We start from the raw sequence: 22,587 nt of genomic DNA, 5'->3' as shown, positions 1-22,587 counted from the left end.
TTACTACTCGTCTATACATTCGAGAAGCTGAAACAGCCGACGATTTGTAGTAAAACTACACGCCGCCGAAACAACCTTCGGCAATCCAAGAATTTATACCGTCTGCCCACAAGGCCAGTCGCAAACTCAGGCAACCGATTCTGGTAGCCTTTCCGCCCTGGAGCAAGCCATGCAAGACCTCGATCCCGTCGAAACCCAGGAATGGCTGGACGCCCTGGAATCGGTTCTCGACAAAGAAGGCGAAGACCGTGCTCATTATCTGATGACCCGTATGGGCGAACTCGCGACCCGTAGCGGTTCGCAGCTGCCCTACGCCATCACCACGCCGTACCGCAACACGATCCCCGTTACCCACGAAGCACGCATGCCTGGCGACCTGTTCATGGAACGCCGCATTCGCTCGCTGGTGCGCTGGAACGCGTTGGCCATGGTCATGCGCACCAACCTGAAAGATTCTGACCTGGGCGGTCACATCTCCAGCTTCGCCTCCAGCGCGACGCTGTATGACATCGGCTTCAACTACTTCTTCCAGGCCCCGACCGACGAACACGGCGGCGACCTGATCTACTTCCAGGGTCACGCATCGCCAGGCGTCTATGCCCGTGCGTTCATGGAAGGTCGTATTTCCGAAGACCAGATGAACAACTTCCGCCAGGAAGTGGACGGCAACGGCCTGTCCTCGTACCCGCACCCTTGGCTGATGCCTGATTTCTGGCAGTTCCCGACCGTTTCGATGGGTCTGGGCCCGATCCAGGCGATCTACCAGGCGCGCTTCATGAAGTACCTGGAAGCCCGCGGTTTCATCCAGCCGGGCAAGCAGAAAGTCTGGTGCTTCATGGGCGACGGCGAGTGCGACGAGCCGGAATCCCTGGGAGCGATCTCCCTGGCCGGTCGCGAGAAACTGGACAACCTGATCTTCGTCATCAACTGCAACCTGCAGCGCCTCGACGGCCCGGTTCGCGGCAATGCCAAGATCATCCAGGAACTCGAAGGCGTGTTCCGTGGCGCCCAGTGGAACGTCAACAAAGTCATCTGGGGCCGTTTCTGGGACCCACTGCTGGCCAAGGACGTCGACGGTATCCTGCAACGTCGCATGGACGAAGTCATCGACGGCGAATACCAGAACTACAAGGCCAAGGACGGCGCGTTCGTCCGCGAGCACTTCTTCAACACGCCTGAACTCAAGGCCATGGTTGCCGATCTGTCCGACGACGAGATCTGGAAACTCAACCGTGGCGGCCACGACCCATACAAGGTCTACGCGGCGTACCACCAGGCGGTCAACCACAAGGAACAGCCGACCGTCATCCTGGCCAAGACCATCAAGGGTTATGGCACCGGTGCCGGCGAAGCGAAGAACACCGCGCACAACACCAAGAAAGTCGATGTCGACAGCCTGAAGCTGTTCCGCGATCGCTTCGACATTCCGGTGAAGGACAGCGATCTGGAAAACCTGCCGTTCTTCAAACCCGAAGAAGGCAGCGCCGAGGCCCGTTACCTGGCCGAGCGCCGTGCCGCGCTGGGCGGTTTCGTACCGCAGCGTCGCGCCAAGAGCTTCAGCGTTCCAACCCCGCCACTGGAAACCCTCAAGGCGATCCTGGACGGCTCGGGCGACCGTGAAATCTCTACCACCATGGCCTTCGTGCGGATCCTCGCGCAACTGGTCAAGGACAAGGAAATCGGCTCGCGTATCGTTCCGATCATCCCGGACGAAGCCCGTACCTTCGGTATGGAAGGCATGTTCCGCCAGTTGGGCATCTATTCGTCCGTCGGCCAGCTCTACGAGCCAGTCGATAAAGACCAGGTGATGTTCTACCGCGAAGACAAGAAAGGCCAGATCCTCGAAGAAGGCATCAATGAAGCGGGCGCCATGAGCTCCTTCATTGCCGCCGGTACTTCGTACTCCAGCCACAACCAGCCGATGCTGCCGTTCTACATCTTCTACTCGATGTTCGGCTTCCAGCGTATCGGCGACCTGGCCTGGGCCGCAGGCGACAGCCGTACCCGTGGCTTCCTGATCGGTGGCACCGCCGGCCGGACCACCCTCAACGGTGAAGGCCTGCAGCACGAAGACGGCCACAGCCACATGCTGGCCGGGACCATCCCGAACTGCCGCACCTACGATCCGACCTACGGCTACGAGCTGGCGGTGATCATCCAGGACGGCATGAAGAAGATGACCGAAGAGCAACAGGACGTCTTCTACTACATCACCGTGATGAACGAGTCCTACCAGCAGCCAGCCATGCCGGCCGGCGTGGAGGCGGGCATCGTCAAGGGCATGTACCTGCTCGAGGAAGATACCCGCGAAGCGGCGCACCACGTCCAGCTGATGGGCTCCGGCACCATCCTGCGCGAAGTGCGTGAAGCGGCGAAGATCCTGCGTGAAGAGTTCAACATCGGCGCCGACGTCTGGAGCGTGACCAGCTTCAACGAACTGCGTCGCGACGGCCTGGCCGTAGAGCGCAGCAACCGCCTGCACCCTGGCCAGAAGCCGAAACTGAGCTATGTCGAAGAGTGCCTGAACGGCCGTAAAGGTCCGGTCATCGCCTCTACCGACTACATGAAGCTGTTCGCCGAGCAGATCCGCCAGTGGGTTCCATCCAAGGAATTCAAGGTGCTGGGCACCGACGGTTTCGGCCGTAGCGACAGCCGCAAGAAGCTGCGTCACTTCTTCGAAGTCGACCGTAAGTTCGTTGTGTTGGCAGCCCTGGAAGCCCTGGCTGACCGTGGCGATATCGAACCAAAAGTGGTGGCCGAAGCCATCGCCAAGTTCGGCATCGATCCGGAAAAACGCAACCCACTGGACTGCTGAGGAGAATTTCCGTGAGCGAACTCATTCGCGTACCTGACATCGGCAGCGGTGAAGGTGAAGTAATTGAACTGTTTGTGAAGGTCGGCGACCGTATCGAAGCCGACCAGAGCATCCTGACGCTTGAGTCGGACAAGGCCAGCATGGAAGTGCCTGCGCCGAAGGCCGGGGTCATCAAGAGCCTGAAAGTGAAGCTGGGCGATCGCCTGAAAGAAGGCGACGAATTGCTGGAGCTGGAAGTCGAAGGCGCCGCTGCGGCGCCTGAAGCAGCGGCTCCCGCGGCGGCCCCGGCACCGGCTGAAAAGCCTGCTGCCGCCCCGGCTGCCGAGGCCGCTCCGGCTCCGGCCGCTGCGCCTGCCGCCGCCACTGTCCAGGACATCCATGTTCCGGACATCGGTTCGTCGGGCAAGGCCAAGATCATCGAAGTTCTGGTCAAGGCCGGCGACACCGTCGAAGCCGACCAGTCGCTGATCACCCTGGAATCCGACAAGGCCAGCATGGAAATCCCGTCGCCGGCCGCCGGCGTGGTGGAAAGCGTCGAGATCAAGCTGGAAGACGAAGTCGGCACCGGCGACCTGATCCTGAAGCTGAAAGTGGCTGGCGCCGCCGCGCCCGCCGCTCCAGCCCCTGCCGCTGCACCGGCCAAGGCTGAAGCCGCGTCGGCTCCGGCTGCCGCGCCTGCCGCCAAGGCCGAGGCTGCGCCAGCCCCTGTCGCAGCACCTGCGCCAAGCGGTGCCAAGGTGCACGCCGGCCCTGCTGTGCGCCAACTGGCCCGCGAGTTCGGTGTCGAGCTGTCCGCCGTCGGCCCGAGCGGTCCACACGGTCGCGTGCTGAAGGAAGACGTGCAGACCTACGTCAAGGCCATGATGCAGAAGGCCAAGAATGCACCGGCCGAAGGCGCCACCGGCGGCGCGGGCATCCCGCCGATCCCGGCGGTGGACTTCAGCCGCTTCGGCGAAACCGAAGAAGTGGCCATGACTCGCCTGATGCAGATCGGCGCGTCGAGCCTGCACCGCAGCTGGCTGAACATCCCCCACGTGACTCAGTTCGACCAGGCCGATATCACCGAGCTGGAAGCCTTCCGCGTCGCGCAGAAAGCCGTGGCGGAAAAGGCCGGCGTGAAGCTGACCGTGCTGCCGTTGCTGCTCAAGGCCTGCGCACACCTGCTCAAGGAACTGCCGGACTTCAACAGCTCCCTGGCGCCAAGCGGCAAGGCTGTGATCCGCAAGAAATACGTGCACATCGGCTTTGCCGTCGACACCCCGGAAGGCCTGCTGGTACCGGTCATCCGCAACGTCGATCAAAAGAGCCTGCTGCAACTGGCCGGCGAAGCGGCTGCCCTGGCCGAAAAGGCCCGGAACAAGAAGCTCACCGCCGATGACATGCAGGGCGCCTGCTTCACCATCTCCAGCCTCGGCCACATTGGCGGCACCGGCTTCACGCCGATCGTCAACGCGCCGGAAGTGGCGATCCTGGGTGTCTCCAAGGCCACCATCCAGCCTGTCTGGGACGGTAAAGCCTTCCAGCCCAAGCTGATGTTGCCACTGTCGCTGTCCTACGATCACCGTGTGATCAACGGCGCCGCCGCCGCACGCTTCACCAAGCGTCTGAGCGACCTGTTGGGCGACATTCGTACCATCCTGCTGTAAACGAATGGCCCTCCTCACGGAGGGCCATCCGAACCGCTGTTTTCCGAGCGCCACGCTCGTACCTCAACCCCGCCGACGGCGGGGCTTTTTTTGCCCGCTATAAACGCACCAGAACCTGTGGGAGCAAAGCTTGCTCGCGATATCGGTGGATCAGCCAATATCGTTATCGACTGAACTCGCCCTGATCGCGAGCAAGCTTTGCTCCTGCAGGATATCGGTCTTGATTGACAAGAATCAGGCCGCTTGCAGGCAACCTTTCCTACGTCATCTATCAGTCATTACCCACAACTTGGGTCCCCTTCCCTATCAGTATTTATTCAGCGTCGAGCTTTAGCATCGGCACGCAGCGACAACTTTCTGCTCGCACAAGTACTTTTAAAATGCTGCATTTCGAATGGACTCGAACATGTTCAAACCTACCGTCGGCCCGATTGTCGGCCACACCACGACCGATCACGCACGGATATTCCTGCGCGGCGACAAGGACCCCAGGCTTGCGGTATTCGCAGGACTTCGTTACAGACGCCGGGGTGATACGAAATGGATGAATGAACACTTCATTCAATTGCATGCCCATCGCGACATGACCGATGTGATCATCTTGAGGGGCCTGCAAGCCGGCACCGCCTATGAATACCAGGCCGGCTGGTTCACCACGCCTCACACAACCGCCCCGGAACCGTCGCAGAAATGGCCCGAGGACTTCCATCGGTTACGCACCCCGACGGCGGAAACCGGCACTCCACACGCTTATATCGTGGGTTCTTGCCGATATCTGCGAATCACCGCCGGCGTCCCTACAGCCCCCGAACTCGGCGATCGCACGTTCGCCGGCATCCAGCGCGTCGTCGACCAAGCCAATCCGCCGATCAGCGGCGTATTGATGACGGGGGACCAGGTTTATCTCGACGACTTGAACATTGTTGCCCCGGACCGGACCTACAAAGACATCCTGTTCAAGTACCGCACTGTCTTTTCCCAACCCCACATCAGCAGGTTGATGTCCACCGTACCGACCTACATGATCCTCGACGACCATGAAATCGAAGACAACTGGCCTGCCAGCAAACAAGTCGATGACGACATTCTCTACGCCAACGCCATGAGCGCTTACGAGCTCTATCAAGCCAGCCATGGCCCGGCCCACGAACTCTCAAGCGACGGCCTATTGAGCAGGTCGCTGCCGCACTACTGGTATCAGTTCGCTCACGGCGATATCGAATGGTTCGTCACCGACAGCCGGACACGACGCAACGTGTCGATGGAAGACCGGCGCATTCTGGATGTCGAGCAGGAGCAGTCGCTGCTCGAATGGCTGGTGAACAGCACTGCCAGGGTCAAATTCATCGTTACCAGCGTCATGTTCTACCCTGATCGCGCACTCGATGATGGCGACGCTTGGCAGGCCTTCCCGCAACAGCGCCTGCGATTACTGGAGTGCATTCGTCGCCAGGGGATAAAAAACGTGATCTTCGTCTCCGGTGACGTCCATGGCTCCATGACCAGCCGACTGTGTCATAGCCAGGATCCCGGTTTCGAGGTGCATACCATCGTCGCCTCGCCGTTTTGCAACAGCGAACTGCTGCCTTACGCCGCCGCTTCGAATTTTATTTTCAAGGCGCCCATGGCCCGGACCGAAAACGGTGACTATCGTTATGAGCTGACCAGCACAGTGATCAGCCAGGACAACTTCGCGCACCTGCATGTCGCGAGCCAGAGCCTTCACGTGACCTTTCACGACCGTGACGGGTATCCTTTGCAGGTGGTCGATATCCCGTTGCGCTGACGAACGGTAACCCCACTCCAGGCCCTCTGATCGGCTGGTGACTGGAGAAATCCGCTTGTCGGCCGATAAGGTTTATAGCACTTAGCCTTCATCTCTCTTGTCAGCCAGTGTCGCAATGATGCAACCTTGCGGCAATCCTTGATAACGAGGGGCGTCAGCCCGGCGCGATCAGCATTCTCGAAGCGAGTTTCCCCATGAAAAGCCAACCCGATGCCGCCAGCCGTATGGCGGCCGAGGTAGTGACGCAGTTACCGGTGCCCTCGCGGCTCGGTATGCTGCGTTTCGAGCGGCTGAATGAAGCGAGCTGGGCACTGCTGTTCCTCGACCCCAATTGCGAACGTTACTTCGGCGTGCCGGCGGTGGAGCTTTGCTCGTTGGTCAGTTCGCCCTATGCCAGCCTGATGGAGCCTGAAGCGCGCTATCAACTGCATGACGCCATTCAAGAGCAACTGACCCAGGCCCCGAGTTACCTGATCCGCTATACGCTTCACACCGCCAAGGGCCCCATGAACCTGCTGGAAATGGGTGAAGCGTACAAACAGCACAATCGCCACCTGCTGCGCGGCTACCTGCTGGCGGTGGACAACCTGCTGCAAAACGAGCCATCGATGCCGGCCCTGGATCTGGAAACCCAGAACTCACGCCTGCAGATCGCCCTGGAGCTGAACCAGCGAGCCCAGCAGGAGCAGCTTCAGCATCTGGACCGCGTGCGCGCCCAGCAGGACCTCATCCTGCTGCTGACCCGCCAGCGCTACAGCGCCAATAATTCCTTGCTGGAAGCCGCCGAACTGATCACCCGCAGCGCCTGCGACATCTACCAGATCGATTGCGCCAGCATCTGGAACCTGGAGGACGACAAGCTGGTGCCGATCTCCGCCTATAACCGCGCTTCCCAGGAATACTTTCGGCCAGACGTGATCGACGCCAATGAGTATCCCGACTACATGGAAGCGCTGCAGACCTGCCGCGCCATCGATGCCCATAACGCGACACGCGATCCACGCACCCGGGAGATGGCTGAAAGCCTGCGCGCCCGCAACGTCAACGCCATGCTCGATGCCAGCGTGCGGATCGACGGCCAGGTGGTGGGCGTGCTCTGCCTGGAGCAGGTAGGCGCCACCCGTGCCTGGCAGTCGGACGAGATCGCCTTTGCCGGTGAGCTGGCGGACCAGTTCGCCCAGGTCATCAACAACCACAACCGACGCATCGCCACCAGTGCCCTGCACCTGTTCCAGCGTGCCGTGGAGCAAAGCGCCAACGCGTTCCTGCTGGTCAACTGCGACGGTGTGGTGGAGTACGTCAACCCGAGCTTCACCGCCATCACCCAATACACCACCGAGGAAGTCCACGGCCAACGCCTCTCCGAACTGCCGGCCCTGGAAAACCTCAGCGAGCTGCTGTTCGACGCGCCCTCGGCCCTGGCCCAAAGCAATAGCTGGCAAGGCGAGTTCAAGAGCCGGCGCAAGAACCTGGAACCCTATTGGGGCCAACTGTCGATCTCCAAGGTCTACGGCGACAACCGCGAGCTGACCCACTACATCGGCATCTACGAAGACGTCACCCAGACCAAACTGGCCCAGCAGCGCATCGAACGCCTGGCCTACACCGACAACCTGACCAACCTGGGCAACCGCCCGGCGTTCATTCGCAACCTCGATGAACGCTTCGCTCGGGACAGCGACTCGCCCATCAGCCTGCTGCTGGTGGACATCGACAACTTCAAGCGCATCAACGACAGCCTCGGCCACCAGACCGGTGACAAACTGCTGATCAGCCTGGCCCGACGCTTGCGCAACAGCCTGAGCCCCAGCGGCAGCCTGGCACGTTTCGCCAGTAACGAATTCGCCGTGCTGCTGGATGACACCGACCTGGAGGCCGGGCAACAGGTCGCCAGCCAGTTGCTGATGACGCTCGACAAGCCGATGTTCGTCGATAACCAACTGATCAGCGTGACCGGCTCCGTGGGCCTGGCCTGTGCCCCGCTGCATGGCCGCGATCCCCAGACCCTGATGCGTAACGCCGGGCTCGCCCTGCACAAGGCCAAGGCCAACGGCAAGCATCAGGTCCAGGTCTTCACCGAAGCACTGAACGCCGAGGCCAGCTACAAGCTGTTCGTGGAAAACAACCTGCGCCGCGCCTTGACCCAGAACGAGCTCGACGTGTTCTACCAGCCCAAGCTGTGCCTGCGCAGCGGTCGCCTGCTGGGCATGGAGGCGCTGCTGCGCTGGAACCATCCGGAAAAGGGCATGATCCGGCCGGACCAGTTCATCAGCGTGGCCGAGGAAACCGGCCTGATCATCCCCATCGGCAAGTGGATCGCCCGCCAGGCCTGCCGCATGAGCAAGCAACTGACCGCCGCCGGCCTGGGCAATCTGCAAGTGGCAATCAACCTGTCGCCCAAGCAGTTCTCCGACCCGGACCTGGTCGCCTCGATCGCCAGCATCCTCAAGGAAGAACAACTGCCCGCGCGGCTGCTGGAGCTGGAGCTGACCGAAGGCCTGCTGCTGGAAGCCACCGAAGACACCCACCTGCAACTCGACCAGCTCAAGCGCCTGGGCCTGACCCTGGCCATGGACGATTTCGGTACCGGCTACTCATCCCTGAGTTACCTGAAGAAATTCCCGATCGACATCATCAAGATCGATCGCAGCTTCATCCATGAGATCCCGGACAACCAGGACGACATGGAAATCACCTCCGCGGTGATCGCCATGGCCCACAACCTGAAACTCAAGGTCGTGGCCGAGGGGGTCGAGACCGCCCAGCAACTGGCGTTCCTGCGCCGCCATCGCTGCGATGTCGGCCAGGGCTACCTGTTCGACCGGCCCATCCCCGGCTCGGAGCTGATCGAGAAGCTCAAGCGCTACCCGCGCGGTCCAATTGACTGACTGTGGCGAGGGGATTTATCCCCGCTGGGCTGCGCCGCAGCCCCAATGCACCACAGTTCTGTCTTTCTTAACCCATCGGCATTGGGCACACTGGGGTCTATTTCGCTCAACTCAATCTGACTGAGAGGACTGATGATGGTCTTGCGCTCGGAAATTCTGGTGAACAAAAACGTGCTCCCTACTCAAGAACAAGCTCTGCCCGGCCGTGAAACCCCGATCAAGGTTCCGGATCAACACTTCGTCAACGGCAACCCGCTGCTCGGCCCATTTCCCGGCAATGTAGAGTTCGCGATTTTCGGGCTTGGCTGTTTCTGGGGCGCGGAACGTCGCTTCTGGCAACGTGAAGGGGTCTACAGCACCTCGGTGGGCTACGCTGGCGGCTTCACCCCCAACCCGACCTACGAAGAGGTCTGCTCGGGCCTGACCGGCCACAGCGAAGTGGTGCTGGTGGTCTACGAACCGGAAAAGGTCAGCTACGAAGAACTGCTGGCCATGTTCTGGGAACTGCACAACCCGACCCAGGGCATGCGCCAGGGCAACGACATCGGCACTCAGTATCGCTCGGTGATCTATTGCACCAAACCTGAACAACTGGAAGCAGCGAAGAAGAGCAAGGCGGTATTCCAGGCTGAACTGACCAAGGCCGGCCTAGGGGAAATCACCACCGAAATCGATGAAGCGCCGACCTTCTACTATGCCGAGGCTTACCACCAGCAGTACCTGGCGAAGAACCCCGAGGGCTATTGCGGGATTGGCGGGACAGGCGTGACCTGCCCGATCTGACTTTCCAGCCTCAAAAAGCTTCGCGAGCAAGCCCGCTCCCACCCGGCTCCGGGGTGAACACCCTATCCATGTTCACCACCAATCCCCTGTGGGAGCGAGCCTGCTCGCGATGGCGTCCTGCCAGACAGCATCAAACTCGCCAGGTCAACGCTCGGCAATCAACCAATCCATCTGCCAGCCACCTTGGGTCTGGCCGAGCTTTTTCGACAGCCACGGCAGCAACTCACGCAACTCCTCCTCCAGCCCCCACGGCGGGTTGGCAATCGCCAGGCCGGAGCCGTTCAGGCTGTCGGGGGTGGCGAGCGGATGCACCAGCAATTCCACTCGCAACAGCTTTGGTGCCCCCGTGCCGGCCAGGTCCTGGTAGAAGCGACGCAGCATCCGCTGATCCTTCACCGGGTACCAGATCGCTGCCACCGTCTGGCGCATCCGGCCGATGGCCTCCTTGAGAGAGGCGGCGCAGCGTTGCATTTCGTCGAGCTTCTCGAAGGGCGGATCGATCAGCATCAAGCCGCGTTTTTCCGTCACCGGCAGCAAGGCGCGAGGCACGTGCCAACCTTCACCCAGATGCACCGCCACACGGCGATCGCCCTTCATGTTGTCCTTGAGCAGCACACCGTCCTCGGGGTGCTTTTCATTGAGCAAGACCCGATCCTGCGGGCGCGTCAAACGGCGCGCAAGCTCCGGTGAGCCCGGGTAATAACGCAACTGTCCGTCCGGGTTCATCTCGCGCAGCACTTTCATGTAATCGGCGGTCAGCGGCGGCAGATCGTCCTGCCCCCATAACCGCGCGATGCCTTCCAGGTATTCACCGGTACGATTGGCCTGGTCGCCCTGCAAGTCATACAACCCGATACCGGCATGGGTATCGAGGTAGGCAAAGGGCTGCTCCTTGCGCGCCATCAGTGCGATAAGGCGGGTCAAGGTCAGGTGTTTGAACACATCGGCGTGATTACCGGCGTGGAAGGCGTGGCGATAGTTCATGGCGGCTCCTGCGAAGGGCGACGAGTTTACCTCGAAGCGCGCCGAACGTCAGGGTTTCGCAGCCGAGCGGGCACGGACATCCGTCCAGCCGAACTCTTGCATCAAATGCCCATGCAGCTGCGCTTTTACCCCATTAACCACCCCATACACCTCAAGAAAATGTGCAACCTTGCGCCGCAGGATGCGCTCATCGACCCGCTCGGACAGGTACGGATGTTCCTCGCCCAGCCACTTGAGCAAGTTATCCAGCAGACACTCCGTCGTACCGCCCGCCAATGCTTTCAACAGCACGGCCGGCACCTCCCACCAGGGGAAAGTTCGTGGCGGCCGCTGGGCATTTCCCACGATCTCCAGAGCCCGACCGTTGATCAGGCACCGACTGATGACCGGCAGCAACTGTCCGGCATCGACTTCATCGGACTGCAGGATGGGCTGCACGAAACGCCCGTCCCAAAACCGGAAAAAGGTCGACTTGCCGCCAGGCAACAGCACCTGGGTGAGCCCACGCAGATGTTCAGCGAGACCTTCCTCGCCGACCGAAGACACCGCCAGCCAACCCCAATCGAGCGAGTCGGTCGTCGCGATCCATTGAAGAAACTCACTGCCTACAGAGACAGCGCCTACATAAGGCATGACGGGCTCCCAATCAGCGTAAGGCGTACCCGCCCAGATCGGACTGGGCACCAACGCCATCGAGCGTCTCCACGCCTCCAGTGGCTTGGCGCTGCTGGCATTGCTGAGGATGGCGAAGAGCTGCTCGGATGCTTGCAACGGACGCTGTCTAAGCCAGGCGTGAGGCGACTGACCCGTGCTCATGGACGCTCCTGAATATCAGTGGACCTGGAAAACCTGGGCAACGGTGCACAGACGCCGTCCTTGCACCGCTCACATTCCTCACAGAACGGCGCCTGGCCTTGCAGGCTGAGGGCTTGCGCCAGCGACAGCGGAGCGGCCACGGCGGCGACTAGCTTTTCGGGGCGACCCGGCGAACCCGGCGCCGCGCTTGTGGCCGTCATCGGTCCGCCGCCGACCTCGATGGGCACGCTGCTGAAAATCCCCCCCGCACCGATGCTGATCCAGTGCCCTCCGGCCTGGATGGTCGCACTGGCGCCACCGTCCAACACGATCTGCTGGCCAGCACTGACATGGAAATGCTGGCTGGCACTGAACGCCTGGCTGGTCACGCGAATGTGCCGCTCGCCAGTCACCACCAGGTGGTCGTCCTGCCTGACTTCGACCTGGCGCCGCCCATGGGTGATACGCAACTCTTCGGCCTTGAGCTCATGCCGCGCCGTGCCGGAGACGACAACGCTGCGCTCGTGATCGACCTGTACGCGCTGGTCATGGAGCACATGCTGGGTCCAGTTGCGCTGGGCCCGCAGGTAGATTTCCTCGGCTCCCTTGCGATCCTCGATGCGCAGCTCGTTGTAACCGCCTCCGCCGGGGCTGCTCTGGCTGCGCAATATGCTGCGGGTCTTGTCCGCCGGCAGGTCCAGCGGCAACGGATTGGCACCGTTGGGCAAGCAACCCAGCACCAGCGGCTTGTCCACATCGCCATCCATGAAACCCACCAGGACCTCCATGCCGACCCGGGGAATCATCACACTGCCATAGCGATCATGGGCCCAGCCGGTGGCTACCCGCAGCCAGCAACTGGAATGTTCGTCAGCCTTGCCGTCGCGGTCCCAGATCATCTGTACCTTGATCCGTCCGAACTCGTCGCAATGAATTTCGCTGTCGACAGGCCCGCTCACCAGCGCAGGCTGATAACCGTGGGCGGGAGGCTTCTCATGAAGCAGCGGCGGACGAAAGAAAACGTCCCACGGCGTCGCCAGAAAGGTATTGCTGTAACCCTGGAACTCATCCTCGCCATCCGGGACCGTGTCCTCCAGCACTTGCGGCTGGCGACCGCGGTGGGTGATCTGCGTCAGGAGCCACAGGTCGTTCCACTGCGCCCGCGGGTGCCCATCGATTGGCATGAAATGCCCACTGACGAGGGCGCATTGGTCGCTACGTCCTTCGGCCAGGCGGAAATCAGCGCCATGACGCTCCAGGGCGCGCCGGGTCAGGTGCCGACCATGATCACGGTCGGAAAACAGACCGGGGTAGCGATAGTCTTCCAGTACGGGTTGCTGCTGGCTATCGAGGCTGGTGTGCAAGGACAGCCCCGGGTTGCGGAAGTTGTAATCGGACAGGGTCACCGCGCTGGTCCGGGTCTGGAGTCGAACAGCCAGCCGCTTGATCGACGGCGCCCCGGCGGCCATGCCACTGCCCGGCAGATACAGCGTCGACTCGGGCAAACGGGGGAATACCGTCTGGTCGTCACCGAAGACCAGCAGGTGGCCGTCAGGGCTGTGGCGGAAGTGGTAATGAATGCCGTCCTCGGCACAAATGCGCTCGATGAACGCCAGATCGCTTTCACCGTACTGCACACAGTATTCCCGCTCGGGGTATTGCCCACCGAGGCTGAACTGAAACGCATCGGCGTGAATGCCATGGTCCTTCAGGACTTGCGCAATGATCGACGGCACGCTCAAGTGCTGGAAAATCCGCCGGTTGATACGGTGACGCAAGTACGCCAGGCGCGGCACCAGGCTGATCTGGTAACGGGTCAGGCGCTTGCCCGAATCGCCCTGGGCCACGCTGTAGACCTGGCCGTGGATGCCACACCCCTGCGAATCGAAGGTCAGGTAGGCCTGGCGATGCAGTAGCGTTTCCAATGCCAGGTCCGCTCGCTCACTGACCAGTTCCAGGTCAAAGCGATAGGGTTGACTGATGGCTTCCTGGCCCGTGAACTCAAGCACCTTGAGTTCATTCGACCCGCTGTCGAGCGTCAGGGTGAAACGCGATTGGTTGGCAGGCGAGAACATCCGATGTATCTCAGCAAAATGAAAGGCGAGGGATTCTGCATGAGTCACACGGAGAGTTGATGGGACGTCATGAAAAACAGATTTGCCTTACAAACAGGGTGATGAAAACCACAAAAGCGCGCTGTATTTTCCGATAGACACGTTCTGCGTCGTGGCGGGCCGGCGCACGAGTGAATCAGCAGTTTCTTACATCACGACGGCCCTCGGTACTGCACGCGGGCGTGATAACGTGCCTTTGTCGCAAAAAGCAAAGGACGCACACATGACGGCTCGTTACGCAAAAATCGCAATGACCCTGGCACTCGCCGCATTCGCCTTCCTGACGGTGTTCAACAACGTCACGGACTACCGCTCCAACTTCAACTTCGTCCAGCACGTGCTGAGCATGGACACCACCTTCCCGGACAACGCCGCCCGTTATCGCGCCATCGCCCAGCCATGGATGTGGCATGGGGCCTACTGGCTGATCATCCTCGGTGAAGCGATCACGGCCGGGTTGCTGGGCTATGGTGCGCTGGAGCTATGGTTGGCACGCGGGGCTGACAGCAGGGTTTTCGCGCAGGCCAAACGCTGGGTCATCGCCGGCCTGACGGTAGGGTTCTTTGTCTGGTTCTTCGGTTTCATGGTCATCGGTGGCGAATGGTTCCTGATGTGGCAATCGGAAGTCTGGAATGGCCAGGATGCGGCGTTCAGGTTCTACATGGCGCTGCTGGGTGTGCTGATCTTTCTCAATCAGCCTGATCCAGATCCGAGCTGACCCACCGCTATCGCGAGCAAACTCGCTCCCACATGAATTAGCGGTGCTCTCGGGGAATCGGCAATAAAAAACGGCCCGTCTCCATTGGCGACGGGCCGTTTCTTGATACAACTTTCAGCGAACTATCAGGGCTCCGCCGAACAGTCTTACTGATTCAGGCGGAAATCTTTTTCGGCCGCTTCGAAGCGCTGCAGCATACCGGCGGTAGGCGTGCCCATCTTGCTGACGAAGTAGATGGCCAGGCTGGCGAAGATAAAGCCCGGGATGATTTCGTACAGGCCCAGCAGCTCGAAGTGCTTCCAGACGATTACGGTAATCGCACCCACCAGGATGCCGGCCAATGCGCCGTTACGGGTCATGTTTTTCCAGATGACGGAGATCAGGACCACAGGACCGAACGCGGCACCGAAACCGGCCCAGGCGTAGCTCACCAGACCCAGTACACGGTTGTTCGGGTTGGCAGCCAGGGCAATGGCGACCAACGCCACCAACAGCACCATGGCACGGCCGACCCAGACCAGTTCCACCTGGGAAGCGCTCTTGCGCAGGAAGGTCTTGTAGAAGTCTTCGGTCAGGGCGCTGGAGCACACCAGCAACTGGCAGCTCAGGGTACTCATCACGGCTGCCAGGATGGCCGACAGCAGTACACCGGCAACCCATGGGTTGAAGAGGATCTTCGCCAACTCGATGAACACGCGCTCAGGGTTCTCGGTCACAGGGCCGGCCACATCCGGATGTGCAGAGAAGTACGCGATGCCGAAGAAGCCAACGGCCACGGTGCCGCCCAGGCACAGGATCATCCAGGTCATGGAGATACGACGGGCCTTGGCGATGGACTTGACCGAATCAGCGGCCATGAAGCGCGCCAGGATGTGCGGCTGGCCGAAGTAGCCCAGGCCCCAGCCCATCAGCGAGATGATGCCGATGAAGGTGGTGTTCTTCAGCATGTCGAACGACGTCGGGTCTTTCGCTTCGATGGCCAGGAACGTGGTGTCCACGCCGCCGGTGGCCAGCAGCACGATGATTGGCGTCAGGATCAGCGCGAAGATCATCAGGGTGGCTTGTACCGTATCGGTCCAGCTCACGGCGAGGAAACCACCCACGAAGGTGTAGGCGATGGTCGCAGCGGCACCGGCCCACAGCGCGGTCTCGTAGGACATGCCGAAGGTGCTTTCGAACAGGCGGGCACCGGCCACGATGCCGGAGGCACAGTAGATGGTGAAGAACACCAGGATCACCACCGCAGAGATGATGCGCAGCACGCCGCTCTTGTCTTCGAAACGGCTGGCGAAGTAATCCGGCAGCGTCAGTGCGTCGCCGTTATGTTCGGTCTGTACCCGCAGGCGACCGGCGACGAACAGCCAGTTCAGGTAGGCACCAATGACCAGGCCGATGGCGATCCAGCTTTCCGATAGGCCGGACATATAGATGGCACCGGGCAAGCCCATCAACAACCAGCCACTCATGTCCGAGGCACCGGCGGACAATGCGGTCACGACGCTGCCCAGGCTGCGGCCGCCCAGGATGTAATCGGAAAGGTTGTTGGTGGAGCGATAAGCCATCAGGCCGATCAGGACCATGGCTGCGATGTAGATCACGAAGGTGATCAGGGTTGGATTACTAACACTCATGAGTTACGCCCTGGCTTTGTTTTTATGTAGCGGTGGCAGAGAAAGCGTCGACAACGCAGACGAATGGCGACGATTTGCAGTCCCGCGAATGTATGACTGATGTTTCCCCAGGAAAGCCATCAGCCGATGCCCCTCGGCTAGGAACCGGTTGCACCTTGGCCGTGAATGCTATTCAACAAACGAAATAAGGTGCAACCAGTTTCGTTCAAATCAGTTGCACCTGATCGGTTTTCTTGAAGAAACCGCTTTTTTTGCTCCCTTTTAGTGCAGTCAAGCAGGTCCTGCTAGAAGCCAAAGCACTAAGGCAGTGCGAGATAGACGTGTCGCGTTTTTATTCCTGACGGGCTGCCTGATATTTCATCAAAAAAAGGGTTGCACCCGGTTGCACCTCAATCAGCGCACAGCTAATCTTGCGCCAGCTGATGCCACGCCGTACGTGGTAAACATGAGGATAAAAATATGGCTACCACCACCCTTGGGGTCAAACTCGATGACCCGACCCGCGAACGCCTCAAGGCGGCCGCAACCTCGATTGATCGCACGCCTCACTGGCTGATCAAGCAGGCAATTTTCAATTACCTGGAAAAACTCGAGGGTGGTGCAACCCTGACCGAGCTGAACGGCTCGGCCCGTGCAGAGGGCGACGACGCTGGCGATGTCCAGGTCGACCACGCCCACCAGTGCTTCTTGGAGTTTGCCGAAAGCATCCTGCCGCAATCGGTGCTGCGCGCCTCCATCACCGCCGCTTACCGCCGCCCCGAGCCGGAAGTGGTGCCGATGCTGATCGAGCAGGCTCGCCTGCCGGCCGAAATGGCCGAAGCCACCAACAAGCTGGCGGCGTCGATTGCGGAGAAACTGCGCAACCAGAAGAGTGCCGGCGGACGGGCCGGTATTGTCCAGGGACTGTTGCAGGAGTTCTCCCTGTCATCCCAGGAAGGCGTGGCGCTGATGTGCCTGGCCGAAGCACTGCTGCGTATCCCGGACAAAGGCACACGTGACGCGTTGATCCGCGACAAGATCAGCACCGGCAACTGGCATCCGCACCTGGGCAACAGCCCATCGCTGTTCGTCAATGCCGCGACCTGGGGCCTGCTGCTGACTGGCAAACTGGTCGCCACCCACAACGAAGCCGGCCTGACGTCTTCCCTGAGCCGCATCATTGGCAAAAGCGGCGAGCCGATGATCCGCAAGGGCGTCGACATGGCCATGCGTCTGATGGGCGAGCAGTTCGTCACCGGCGAAACCATCGCCGAAGCCCTGGCCAATGCCAGCAAATTCGAATCCAAAGGTTTCCGCTATTCCTACGACATGTTGGGTGAAGCCGCACTCACCGAACATGACGCCCAGAAATACCTGGCCTCGTACGAACAAGCCATCCATTCCATCGGCAAGGCCTCCCATGGCCGTGGGATCTATGAAGGCCCAGGCATTTCCATCAAGCTTTCGGCCCTGCATCCGCGTTACAGCCGCGCCCAGTACGAACGCGTCATGGACGAGCTGTACCCGCGCCTGCTGTCGCTGACCCTGCTGGCCAAGCAGTACGACATCGGCCTGAACATCGACGCCGAAGAAGCCGACCGCCTCGAGCTGTCCCTGGATCTGCTGGAGCGCCTGTGCTTCGAGCCGAAGCTGACCGGCTGGAACGGCATTGGCTTCGTGATCCAGGCCTACCAGAAGCGCTGCCCGTATGTGATCGACTATGTCATCGACCTGGCCCGCCGCAGCCGTCATCGCCTGATGATTCGCCTGGTAAAAGGCGCCTACTGGGATAGCGAGATCAAGCGCGCCCAGGTCGAAGGCCTGGAAGGCTATCCGGTGTATACCCGCAAGGTGTACACCGACGTTTCCTACATCGCTTGCGCGCGCAAGCTGCTGTCGGTACCGGAAGTCATCTACCCGCAGTTCGCCACACACAACGCCCATACGCTGTCGGCCATCTATCACATCGCCGGTCAGAACTATTACCCAGGGCAGTACGAATTCCAGTGCCTCCACGGCATGGGTGAACCGCTGTACGAACAGGTTGTAGGAAAGGTTTCCGAAGGCAAGCTGAACCGTCCGTGCCGCGTGTACGCTCCGGTCGGAACCCACGAAACGCTGTTGGCCTACCTGGTTCGTCGCTTGCTGGAAAACGGCGCCAACACCTCGTTCGTCAACCGCATCGCCGACCAGTCGATTTCCATTCAGGAACTGGTGGCCGACCCGGTTGCCAGCATCGAGCAGATGGCGACCCTGGAAGGCGGTTTCGGCCTGCCGCACCCACGCATTCCGCTACCGCGCGACCTGTACGGCAGCGAACGCGCCAACTCCAGCGGCATCGACATGGCCAACGAACATCGCCTGGCCTCGCTGTCCTGCGCCCTGCTGGCGACCGCTCATAATGAATGGAAAGCCGCACCGATCCTCGGTTGCGCCGCCAGTGAAGAAATCCCGGCACCGGTCCTGAACCCCTCCGACCACCGCGATGTGGTCGGCCATGTGCAGGAAGCCACGGTCGAAGACGTCGACAACGCCCTCCAGTGCGCCCTCAACGCCGCACCGATCTGGCAAGCCACGCCACCGGCAGAGCGCGCCGCGATCCTCGAGCGTGCCGCCGACCTGATGGAAGGCGAGATCCAGCCGCTGATGGGTCTGCTGGCCCGGGAAGCCGGCAAGACCTTCGCCAACGCCATCGCCGAGGTCCGTGAAGCGGTGGATTTCCTGCGCTACTACGCGGTACAGGCACGCAACGACTTTACCAACGATGCCCACCGCCCGCTGGGCCCCGTGGTCTGCATCAGCCCGTGGAACTTCCCCCTGGCGATCTTCAGCGGCCAGGTTGCCGCCGCACTGGCCGCCGGTAACCCGGTACTGGCCAAACCGGCAGAGCAAACGCCGCTGGTTGCCGCCCAAGCCGTGCGCCTGATGCTCGAAGCCGGTATCCCGGAAGGCGTGCTGCAACTGCTGCCGGGCCGTGGTGAAACCGTCGGCGCCCGATTGGTGGGCGACGAGCGGGTCAAGGGTGTGATGTTCACCGGCTCCACCGAAGTCGCCCGTTTGCTGCAACGCAACATCGCCGGCCGCCTGGACAACCAGGGTCGCCCGATCCCGCTGATCGCCGAAACCGGCGGCCAGAACGCCATGATCGTCGACTCCTCGGCCCTGACCGAACAAGTGGTAATCGACGTGGTGTCGTCGGCCTTCGACAGCGCCGGCCAGCGTTGCTCGGCCCTGCGGGTCCTGTGCTTGCAGGAAGATTCCGCGGACCGTGTCATTGAAATGCTCAAGGGCGCCATGGCCGAATCGCGCCTCGGCAATCCTGAGCGCCTCTCCGTCGACATCGGTCCGGTGATCGATGCCGAAGCCAAGGCCGGCATCGAGAAGCACATCCAGGCCATGCGCGACAAAGGTCGCACCGTGTACCAGATGGCAATCGCCGACAGCGACGAATGCAAGCGCGGTACCTTCGTGATGCCAACCCTCATCGAGCTGGAAAGCTTCGATGAGTTGCAACGCGAGATCTTTGGTCCGGTGCTGCACGTGGTGCGCTACAAGCGCAAGGAACTGGACCAGTTGATCAACCAGATCAATGCCTCCGGCTATGGCCTGACCCTGGGCGTACATACCCGCATCGACGAAACCATCGCCAAGGTGATCGACAACGTCCATGCCGGCAACGTCTACGTGAACCGCAACATTGTCGGTGCCGTGGTCGGTGTACAGCCGTTCGGTGGCGAAGGCCTGTCGGGCACCGGTCCGAAAGCCGGTGGTCCGCTGTACCTGTACCGTTTGCTGTCGACACGTCCTACCGATGCGATCCAGCAGTCCTTCGTCCGTAGCGACGCCGTCAGCGCACCAGACGTACGCTTGCGTGAAGCCATGAGCAAACCGCTGACCGCCTTGCAAGCCTGGGCCGACAGCCAGAAGCTCGCCGAACTGAGTGCCCTGTGCGTGCAATTCGCGGCCCAGTCGCAAAGCGGTATCACCCGTCAACTGACCGGCCCGACCGGCGAGCGCAACAGCTACGCCATCCTGCCACGCGAGCACGTGCTCTGCCTGGCCGACGTGGAAGGCGATCTGCTGACGCAACTGGCTGCCGTACTGGCCGTGGGTGGCTCGGCCGTCTGGCCGGAAACCGACACGAGCAAGGCCTTGTTCGCACGCTTGCCGAAGGATATTCAGGCGCGCATCCAGCGGGTTGCCGATTGGACCAAGGACGATGTGGTGTACGACGCGGTCCTGCATCACGGCGACTCGGACCAACTGCGCAGCGTTTGCCAGCAAGTGGCTAAGCGTGCCGGCGCCATCGTTGGGGTCCATGGTTTGTCCCAGGGCGAAACCGGCATCGCGCTGGAACGCCTGGTGATCGAGCGGGCATTGAGCGTCAACACCGCCGCGGCGGGCGGTAACGCCAGCCTGATGACCATCGGCTAAACGCAGCGGCGAGTTTCAAGCGGCAAGCGGCAAGTAAGAGCCAAAGCAGTCCTGCTCTTACTTGAAGCTTGCCGCTTGAAGCTTGTGCTGCTCTATCACCCCCATCAATCATCCTGTTCAGCCTCTATTCCCGGTTCTAGACTCGGCCCCATTCCAAAGAAAGGTAGGCCGCCATGTCCGAGACGCTGCTCAGTTCCCGTAATCTGGCTTTCGAGCTGTATGAAGTCCTCGATGCCGAGGGCCTGACCCAGCGCGAGCGGTTCGCCGAGCACAATCGCGAAACCTTCGATGCGGCCATCGGTACGGCCCGCAGCATCGCCGAGAAATACTTCGCGCCCCACAATCGCAAGAACGACGAAAACGAACCGCGCTACGAAGGCGGCCAGGCCATTCTGATTCCAGAAGTTAAACCGGCCGTGGATGCCTTCCTGGAGGCTGGCTTCCTCAACGCTGCGCGCAGTTTCGAGGCCGGTGGCATGCAGTTGCCCACGTTGCTGTCCCAGGCCTGCTTCGCCCATTTTCAATCCGCCAACGCCGCGTCGACCTCCTACCCGTTCCTGACCATGGGCGCGGCAAACCTGATTGAAAGCTTCGGTGACGAGGAGCAGAAACGCCGCTTCCTGCAGCCGATGATCGACGGTCGCTTCTTCGGCACCATGGCTCTGACCGAGCCCCATGCGGGCTCTTCGCTATCGGATATTCGTACACGTGCAGAGCCGGCGTCCGACGGCACGTATCGACTCAAGGGCAACAAGATCTTCATTTCCGGTGGCGATCACCCGCTGTCGGAAAACATCGTGCACATGGTCCTGGCGAAACTGCCGGACGCACCGCCCGGTGTTAAGGGCATCTCGCTGTTTATCGTGCCCAAGTTCCTGGTCAACGCGGACGGCAGCCTCGGCCAGCGCAACGACGTGCTCCTGGCCGGGTTGTTCCACAAGATGGGCTGGCGCGGGACCACGTCCACGGCGCTGAACTTCGGCGACAACGGTGAGTGTGTCGGTTACCTCGTAGGAAAACCGCATCACGGGTTGAGCTACATGTTCCAGATGATGAACGAGGCTCGGATCGGTGTCGGGATGGGCGCGGTGATGCTGGGTTACGCCGGTTATCTGTACTCCCTCGACTACGCCCGCGAACGCCCACAGGGTCGGGTACCCGACAGCAAGGACCCGACCACCGCCCCCGTGGCGATCATCCAGCATGCCGACGTGCGCCGCATGCTGCTGACCCAGAAGGCCTACGTTGAAGGCTCGTTTGACCTGGGCCTGTACGCGGCGCGGCTGTTCGACGACACCACCACCCTTGAAAGCGAGGCCGAGCGCAGGCGCGCCCATGAACTGCTGGACCTGCTGACCCCGATCGTCAAATCCTGGCCCTCAGAGTTCTGCCTGAAGGCCAACGAACTGGCGATCCAGATACTCGGCGGTCATGGCTACACCCGCGAGTACCCGGTCGAGCAGTATTACCGCGACAACCGCCTGAACCCGATCCACGAAGGCACCCACGGCATCCAGTCCCTGGACCTGCTGGGACGCAAGCTGGAGCAGAACGGCGGTGCCGGGCTCAAGCAATTGATCCGCCTGGTGGCCGACACCACCGAACGCGCCCAGGCGCACGCATCGTTGACGTCCCTGCGTCAGCCACTGGAAGCCCTGGTGGCGCGCCTGCAATCAGTCACCCTCGGCCTGCTGACGGACCTGGCCCAAGGCAAGGTCAACAGCAGCCTCGCCAATTCGGCGCTGTACCTCAAGGTGTTTGGTCATATGGTCATCGGCTGGCGCTGGCTGGAGCAGGCCATCCGTGCCGAGGAAGGCCTGGCCAGGGGCAACGCAGCCGATAGCGATTTCTATCAAGGCAAGCTGCAAGCGGCGCGGTACTTCCTGACGTGGGAAGTGCCCGGTTGCCATCATGAACTGGCGCTGCTCGAGGCACGGGATGACACGTGCCTGGCGATGAGGGACGAGTGGTTCTGAGCTGGAGCCAGACTATTTCTCCCCCGGCTATACCCGGG

12 protein-coding genes are annotated in these 22,587 nt (G+C 61.2%); 8 read left to right on the top strand and 4 right to left on the bottom strand.

The features are described from left to right. Positions 1 to 169 precede the first annotated feature (169 nt). The 5 genes from aceE to msrA all read left to right on the top strand — a co-directional run bounded on the left by aceE (position 170) and on the right by msrA (position 9,918). A complete protein-coding gene (aceE, locus tag LOY35_RS02420) occupies positions 170 to 2,815 on the top strand; it encodes a pyruvate dehydrogenase (acetyl-transferring), homodimeric type (protein ID WP_258630304.1) in 2,646 nt (881 codons plus the stop codon). Between the two features lie 11 nt (positions 2,816 to 2,826). After that, entirely contained in the window at positions 2,827 to 4,461 is a 1,635-nt protein-coding gene (aceF, locus tag LOY35_RS02415; RefSeq protein ID WP_258630302.1) for a dihydrolipoyllysine-residue acetyltransferase, read from the top strand. Positions 4,462 to 4,867: 406 nt separating this feature from the next. Next, complete coding sequence (locus LOY35_RS02410) at positions 4,868 to 6,247, top strand: alkaline phosphatase D family protein (protein ID WP_258630300.1); 1,380 nt, start codon at positions 4,868 to 4,870, stop codon at positions 6,245 to 6,247. 194 nt (positions 6,248 to 6,441) lie between these two features. Further along, a complete protein-coding gene (locus LOY35_RS02405) occupies positions 6,442 to 9,135 on the top strand; it encodes a bifunctional diguanylate cyclase/phosphodiesterase (RefSeq protein WP_258630299.1) in 2,694 nt (897 codons plus the stop codon). A gap of 135 nt (positions 9,136 to 9,270) precedes the next feature. Then, a complete protein-coding gene (gene msrA, locus LOY35_RS02400; RefSeq protein WP_024779845.1) occupies positions 9,271 to 9,918 on the top strand; it encodes a peptide-methionine (S)-S-oxide reductase MsrA in 648 nt (215 codons plus the stop codon). A gap of 144 nt (positions 9,919 to 10,062) precedes the next feature. Here msrA and LOY35_RS02395 read toward each other — a convergent pair whose 3' ends face one another. Genes LOY35_RS02395 through LOY35_RS02385 form a run of 3 tightly spaced genes read right to left on the bottom strand, consistent with a single transcriptional unit; the run spans position 10,063 to position 13,772 of the window. Further along, complete coding sequence (locus tag LOY35_RS02395; RefSeq protein WP_258630298.1) at positions 10,063 to 10,902, bottom strand: 23S rRNA (adenine(2030)-N(6))-methyltransferase RlmJ; 840 nt, start codon at positions 10,900 to 10,902, stop codon at positions 10,063 to 10,065. Between the two features lie 48 nt (positions 10,903 to 10,950). Continuing rightward, complete coding sequence (locus LOY35_RS02390) at positions 10,951 to 11,718, bottom strand: DUF4123 domain-containing protein (RefSeq protein WP_258630296.1); 768 nt, start codon at positions 11,716 to 11,718, stop codon at positions 10,951 to 10,953. Beyond that, the gene (locus tag LOY35_RS02385) at positions 11,715 to 13,772 is read right to left on the bottom strand and encodes a type VI secretion system tip protein VgrG (RefSeq protein WP_258630294.1); all 2,058 of its coding nucleotides are present in this window, start codon (positions 13,770 to 13,772) and stop codon (positions 11,715 to 11,717) included. The genes LOY35_RS02390 and LOY35_RS02385 overlap by 4 nt, the downstream gene beginning before the upstream one ends. A gap of 262 nt (positions 13,773 to 14,034) precedes the next feature. Between LOY35_RS02385 and LOY35_RS02380 the strand changes: the two genes are divergently transcribed. Further along, the gene (locus tag LOY35_RS02380; RefSeq protein WP_258630292.1) at positions 14,035 to 14,529 is read left to right on the top strand and encodes a DUF2165 family protein; all 495 of its coding nucleotides are present in this window, start codon (positions 14,035 to 14,037) and stop codon (positions 14,527 to 14,529) included. Positions 14,530 to 14,675: 146 nt separating this feature from the next. Here the strand turns inward: LOY35_RS02380 and putP are convergent, their stop codons facing one another. Then, positions 14,676 to 16,160, bottom strand: a complete 1,485-nt coding sequence (gene putP, locus LOY35_RS02375; protein WP_258630290.1) for a sodium/proline symporter PutP — start codon at positions 16,158 to 16,160, stop codon at positions 14,676 to 14,678. Positions 16,161 to 16,619: 459 nt separating this feature from the next. On the opposite strand from putP, the gene putA reads away from it, so the two are divergent. Together putA and LOY35_RS02365 are read left to right on the top strand one after the other, a co-directional pair. Then, on the top strand, positions 16,620 to 20,573 hold the full coding sequence (gene putA / locus LOY35_RS02370; RefSeq protein WP_258630288.1) for a trifunctional transcriptional regulator/proline dehydrogenase/L-glutamate gamma-semialdehyde dehydrogenase: 3,954 nt from the start codon (positions 16,620 to 16,622) through the stop codon (positions 20,571 to 20,573). Positions 20,574 to 20,746: 173 nt separating this feature from the next. Next, positions 20,747 to 22,549: an acyl-CoA dehydrogenase gene (locus LOY35_RS02365; protein ID WP_258630281.1), complete on the top strand. Its 1,803-nt coding sequence runs from the start codon at positions 20,747 to 20,749 to the stop codon at positions 22,547 to 22,549. Positions 22,550 to 22,587: the final 38 nt, after the last annotated feature.

It is taken from the genome of Pseudomonas sp. B21-028 (assembly GCF_024749045.1).
Classification (GTDB): domain Bacteria; phylum Pseudomonadota; class Gammaproteobacteria; order Pseudomonadales; family Pseudomonadaceae; genus Aquipseudomonas.
Note: the sequence above shows the minus strand (reverse complement) of the source record. Positions and strands in the feature narration are given on the sequence as shown.

What these genes read in the sequence shown, in the direction of transcription:
- aceE (WP_258630304.1), top strand. Translation starts at nt 170, where the DNA reads ATGCAAGACCTCGATCCCGTCGAAACCCAGGAATGGCTGGACGCCCTG.
- LOY35_RS02410 (WP_258630300.1), top strand. Translation starts at nt 4,868, where the DNA reads ATGTTCAAACCTACCGTCGGCCCGATTGTCGGCCACACCACGACCGAT.
- LOY35_RS02405 (WP_258630299.1), top strand. Translation starts at nt 6,442, where the DNA reads ATGAAAAGCCAACCCGATGCCGCCAGCCGTATGGCGGCCGAGGTAGTG.
- msrA (WP_024779845.1), top strand. Translation starts at nt 9,271, where the DNA reads ATGGTCTTGCGCTCGGAAATTCTGGTGAACAAAAACGTGCTCCCTACT.
- LOY35_RS02395 (WP_258630298.1), bottom strand. Translation starts at nt 10,902, where the DNA reads ATGAACTATCGCCACGCCTTCCACGCCGGTAATCACGCCGATGTGTTC.
- LOY35_RS02390 (WP_258630296.1), bottom strand. Translation starts at nt 11,718, where the DNA reads ATGAGCACGGGTCAGTCGCCTCACGCCTGGCTTAGACAGCGTCCGTTG.
- LOY35_RS02385 (WP_258630294.1), bottom strand. Translation starts at nt 13,772, where the DNA reads ATGTTCTCGCCTGCCAACCAATCGCGTTTCACCCTGACGCTCGACAGC.
- LOY35_RS02380 (WP_258630292.1), top strand. Translation starts at nt 14,035, where the DNA reads ATGACGGCTCGTTACGCAAAAATCGCAATGACCCTGGCACTCGCCGCA.
- putP (WP_258630290.1), bottom strand. Translation starts at nt 16,160, where the DNA reads ATGAGTGTTAGTAATCCAACCCTGATCACCTTCGTGATCTACATCGCA.
- putA (WP_258630288.1), top strand. Translation starts at nt 16,620, where the DNA reads ATGGCTACCACCACCCTTGGGGTCAAACTCGATGACCCGACCCGCGAA.
- LOY35_RS02365 (WP_258630281.1), top strand. Translation starts at nt 20,747, where the DNA reads ATGTCCGAGACGCTGCTCAGTTCCCGTAATCTGGCTTTCGAGCTGTAT.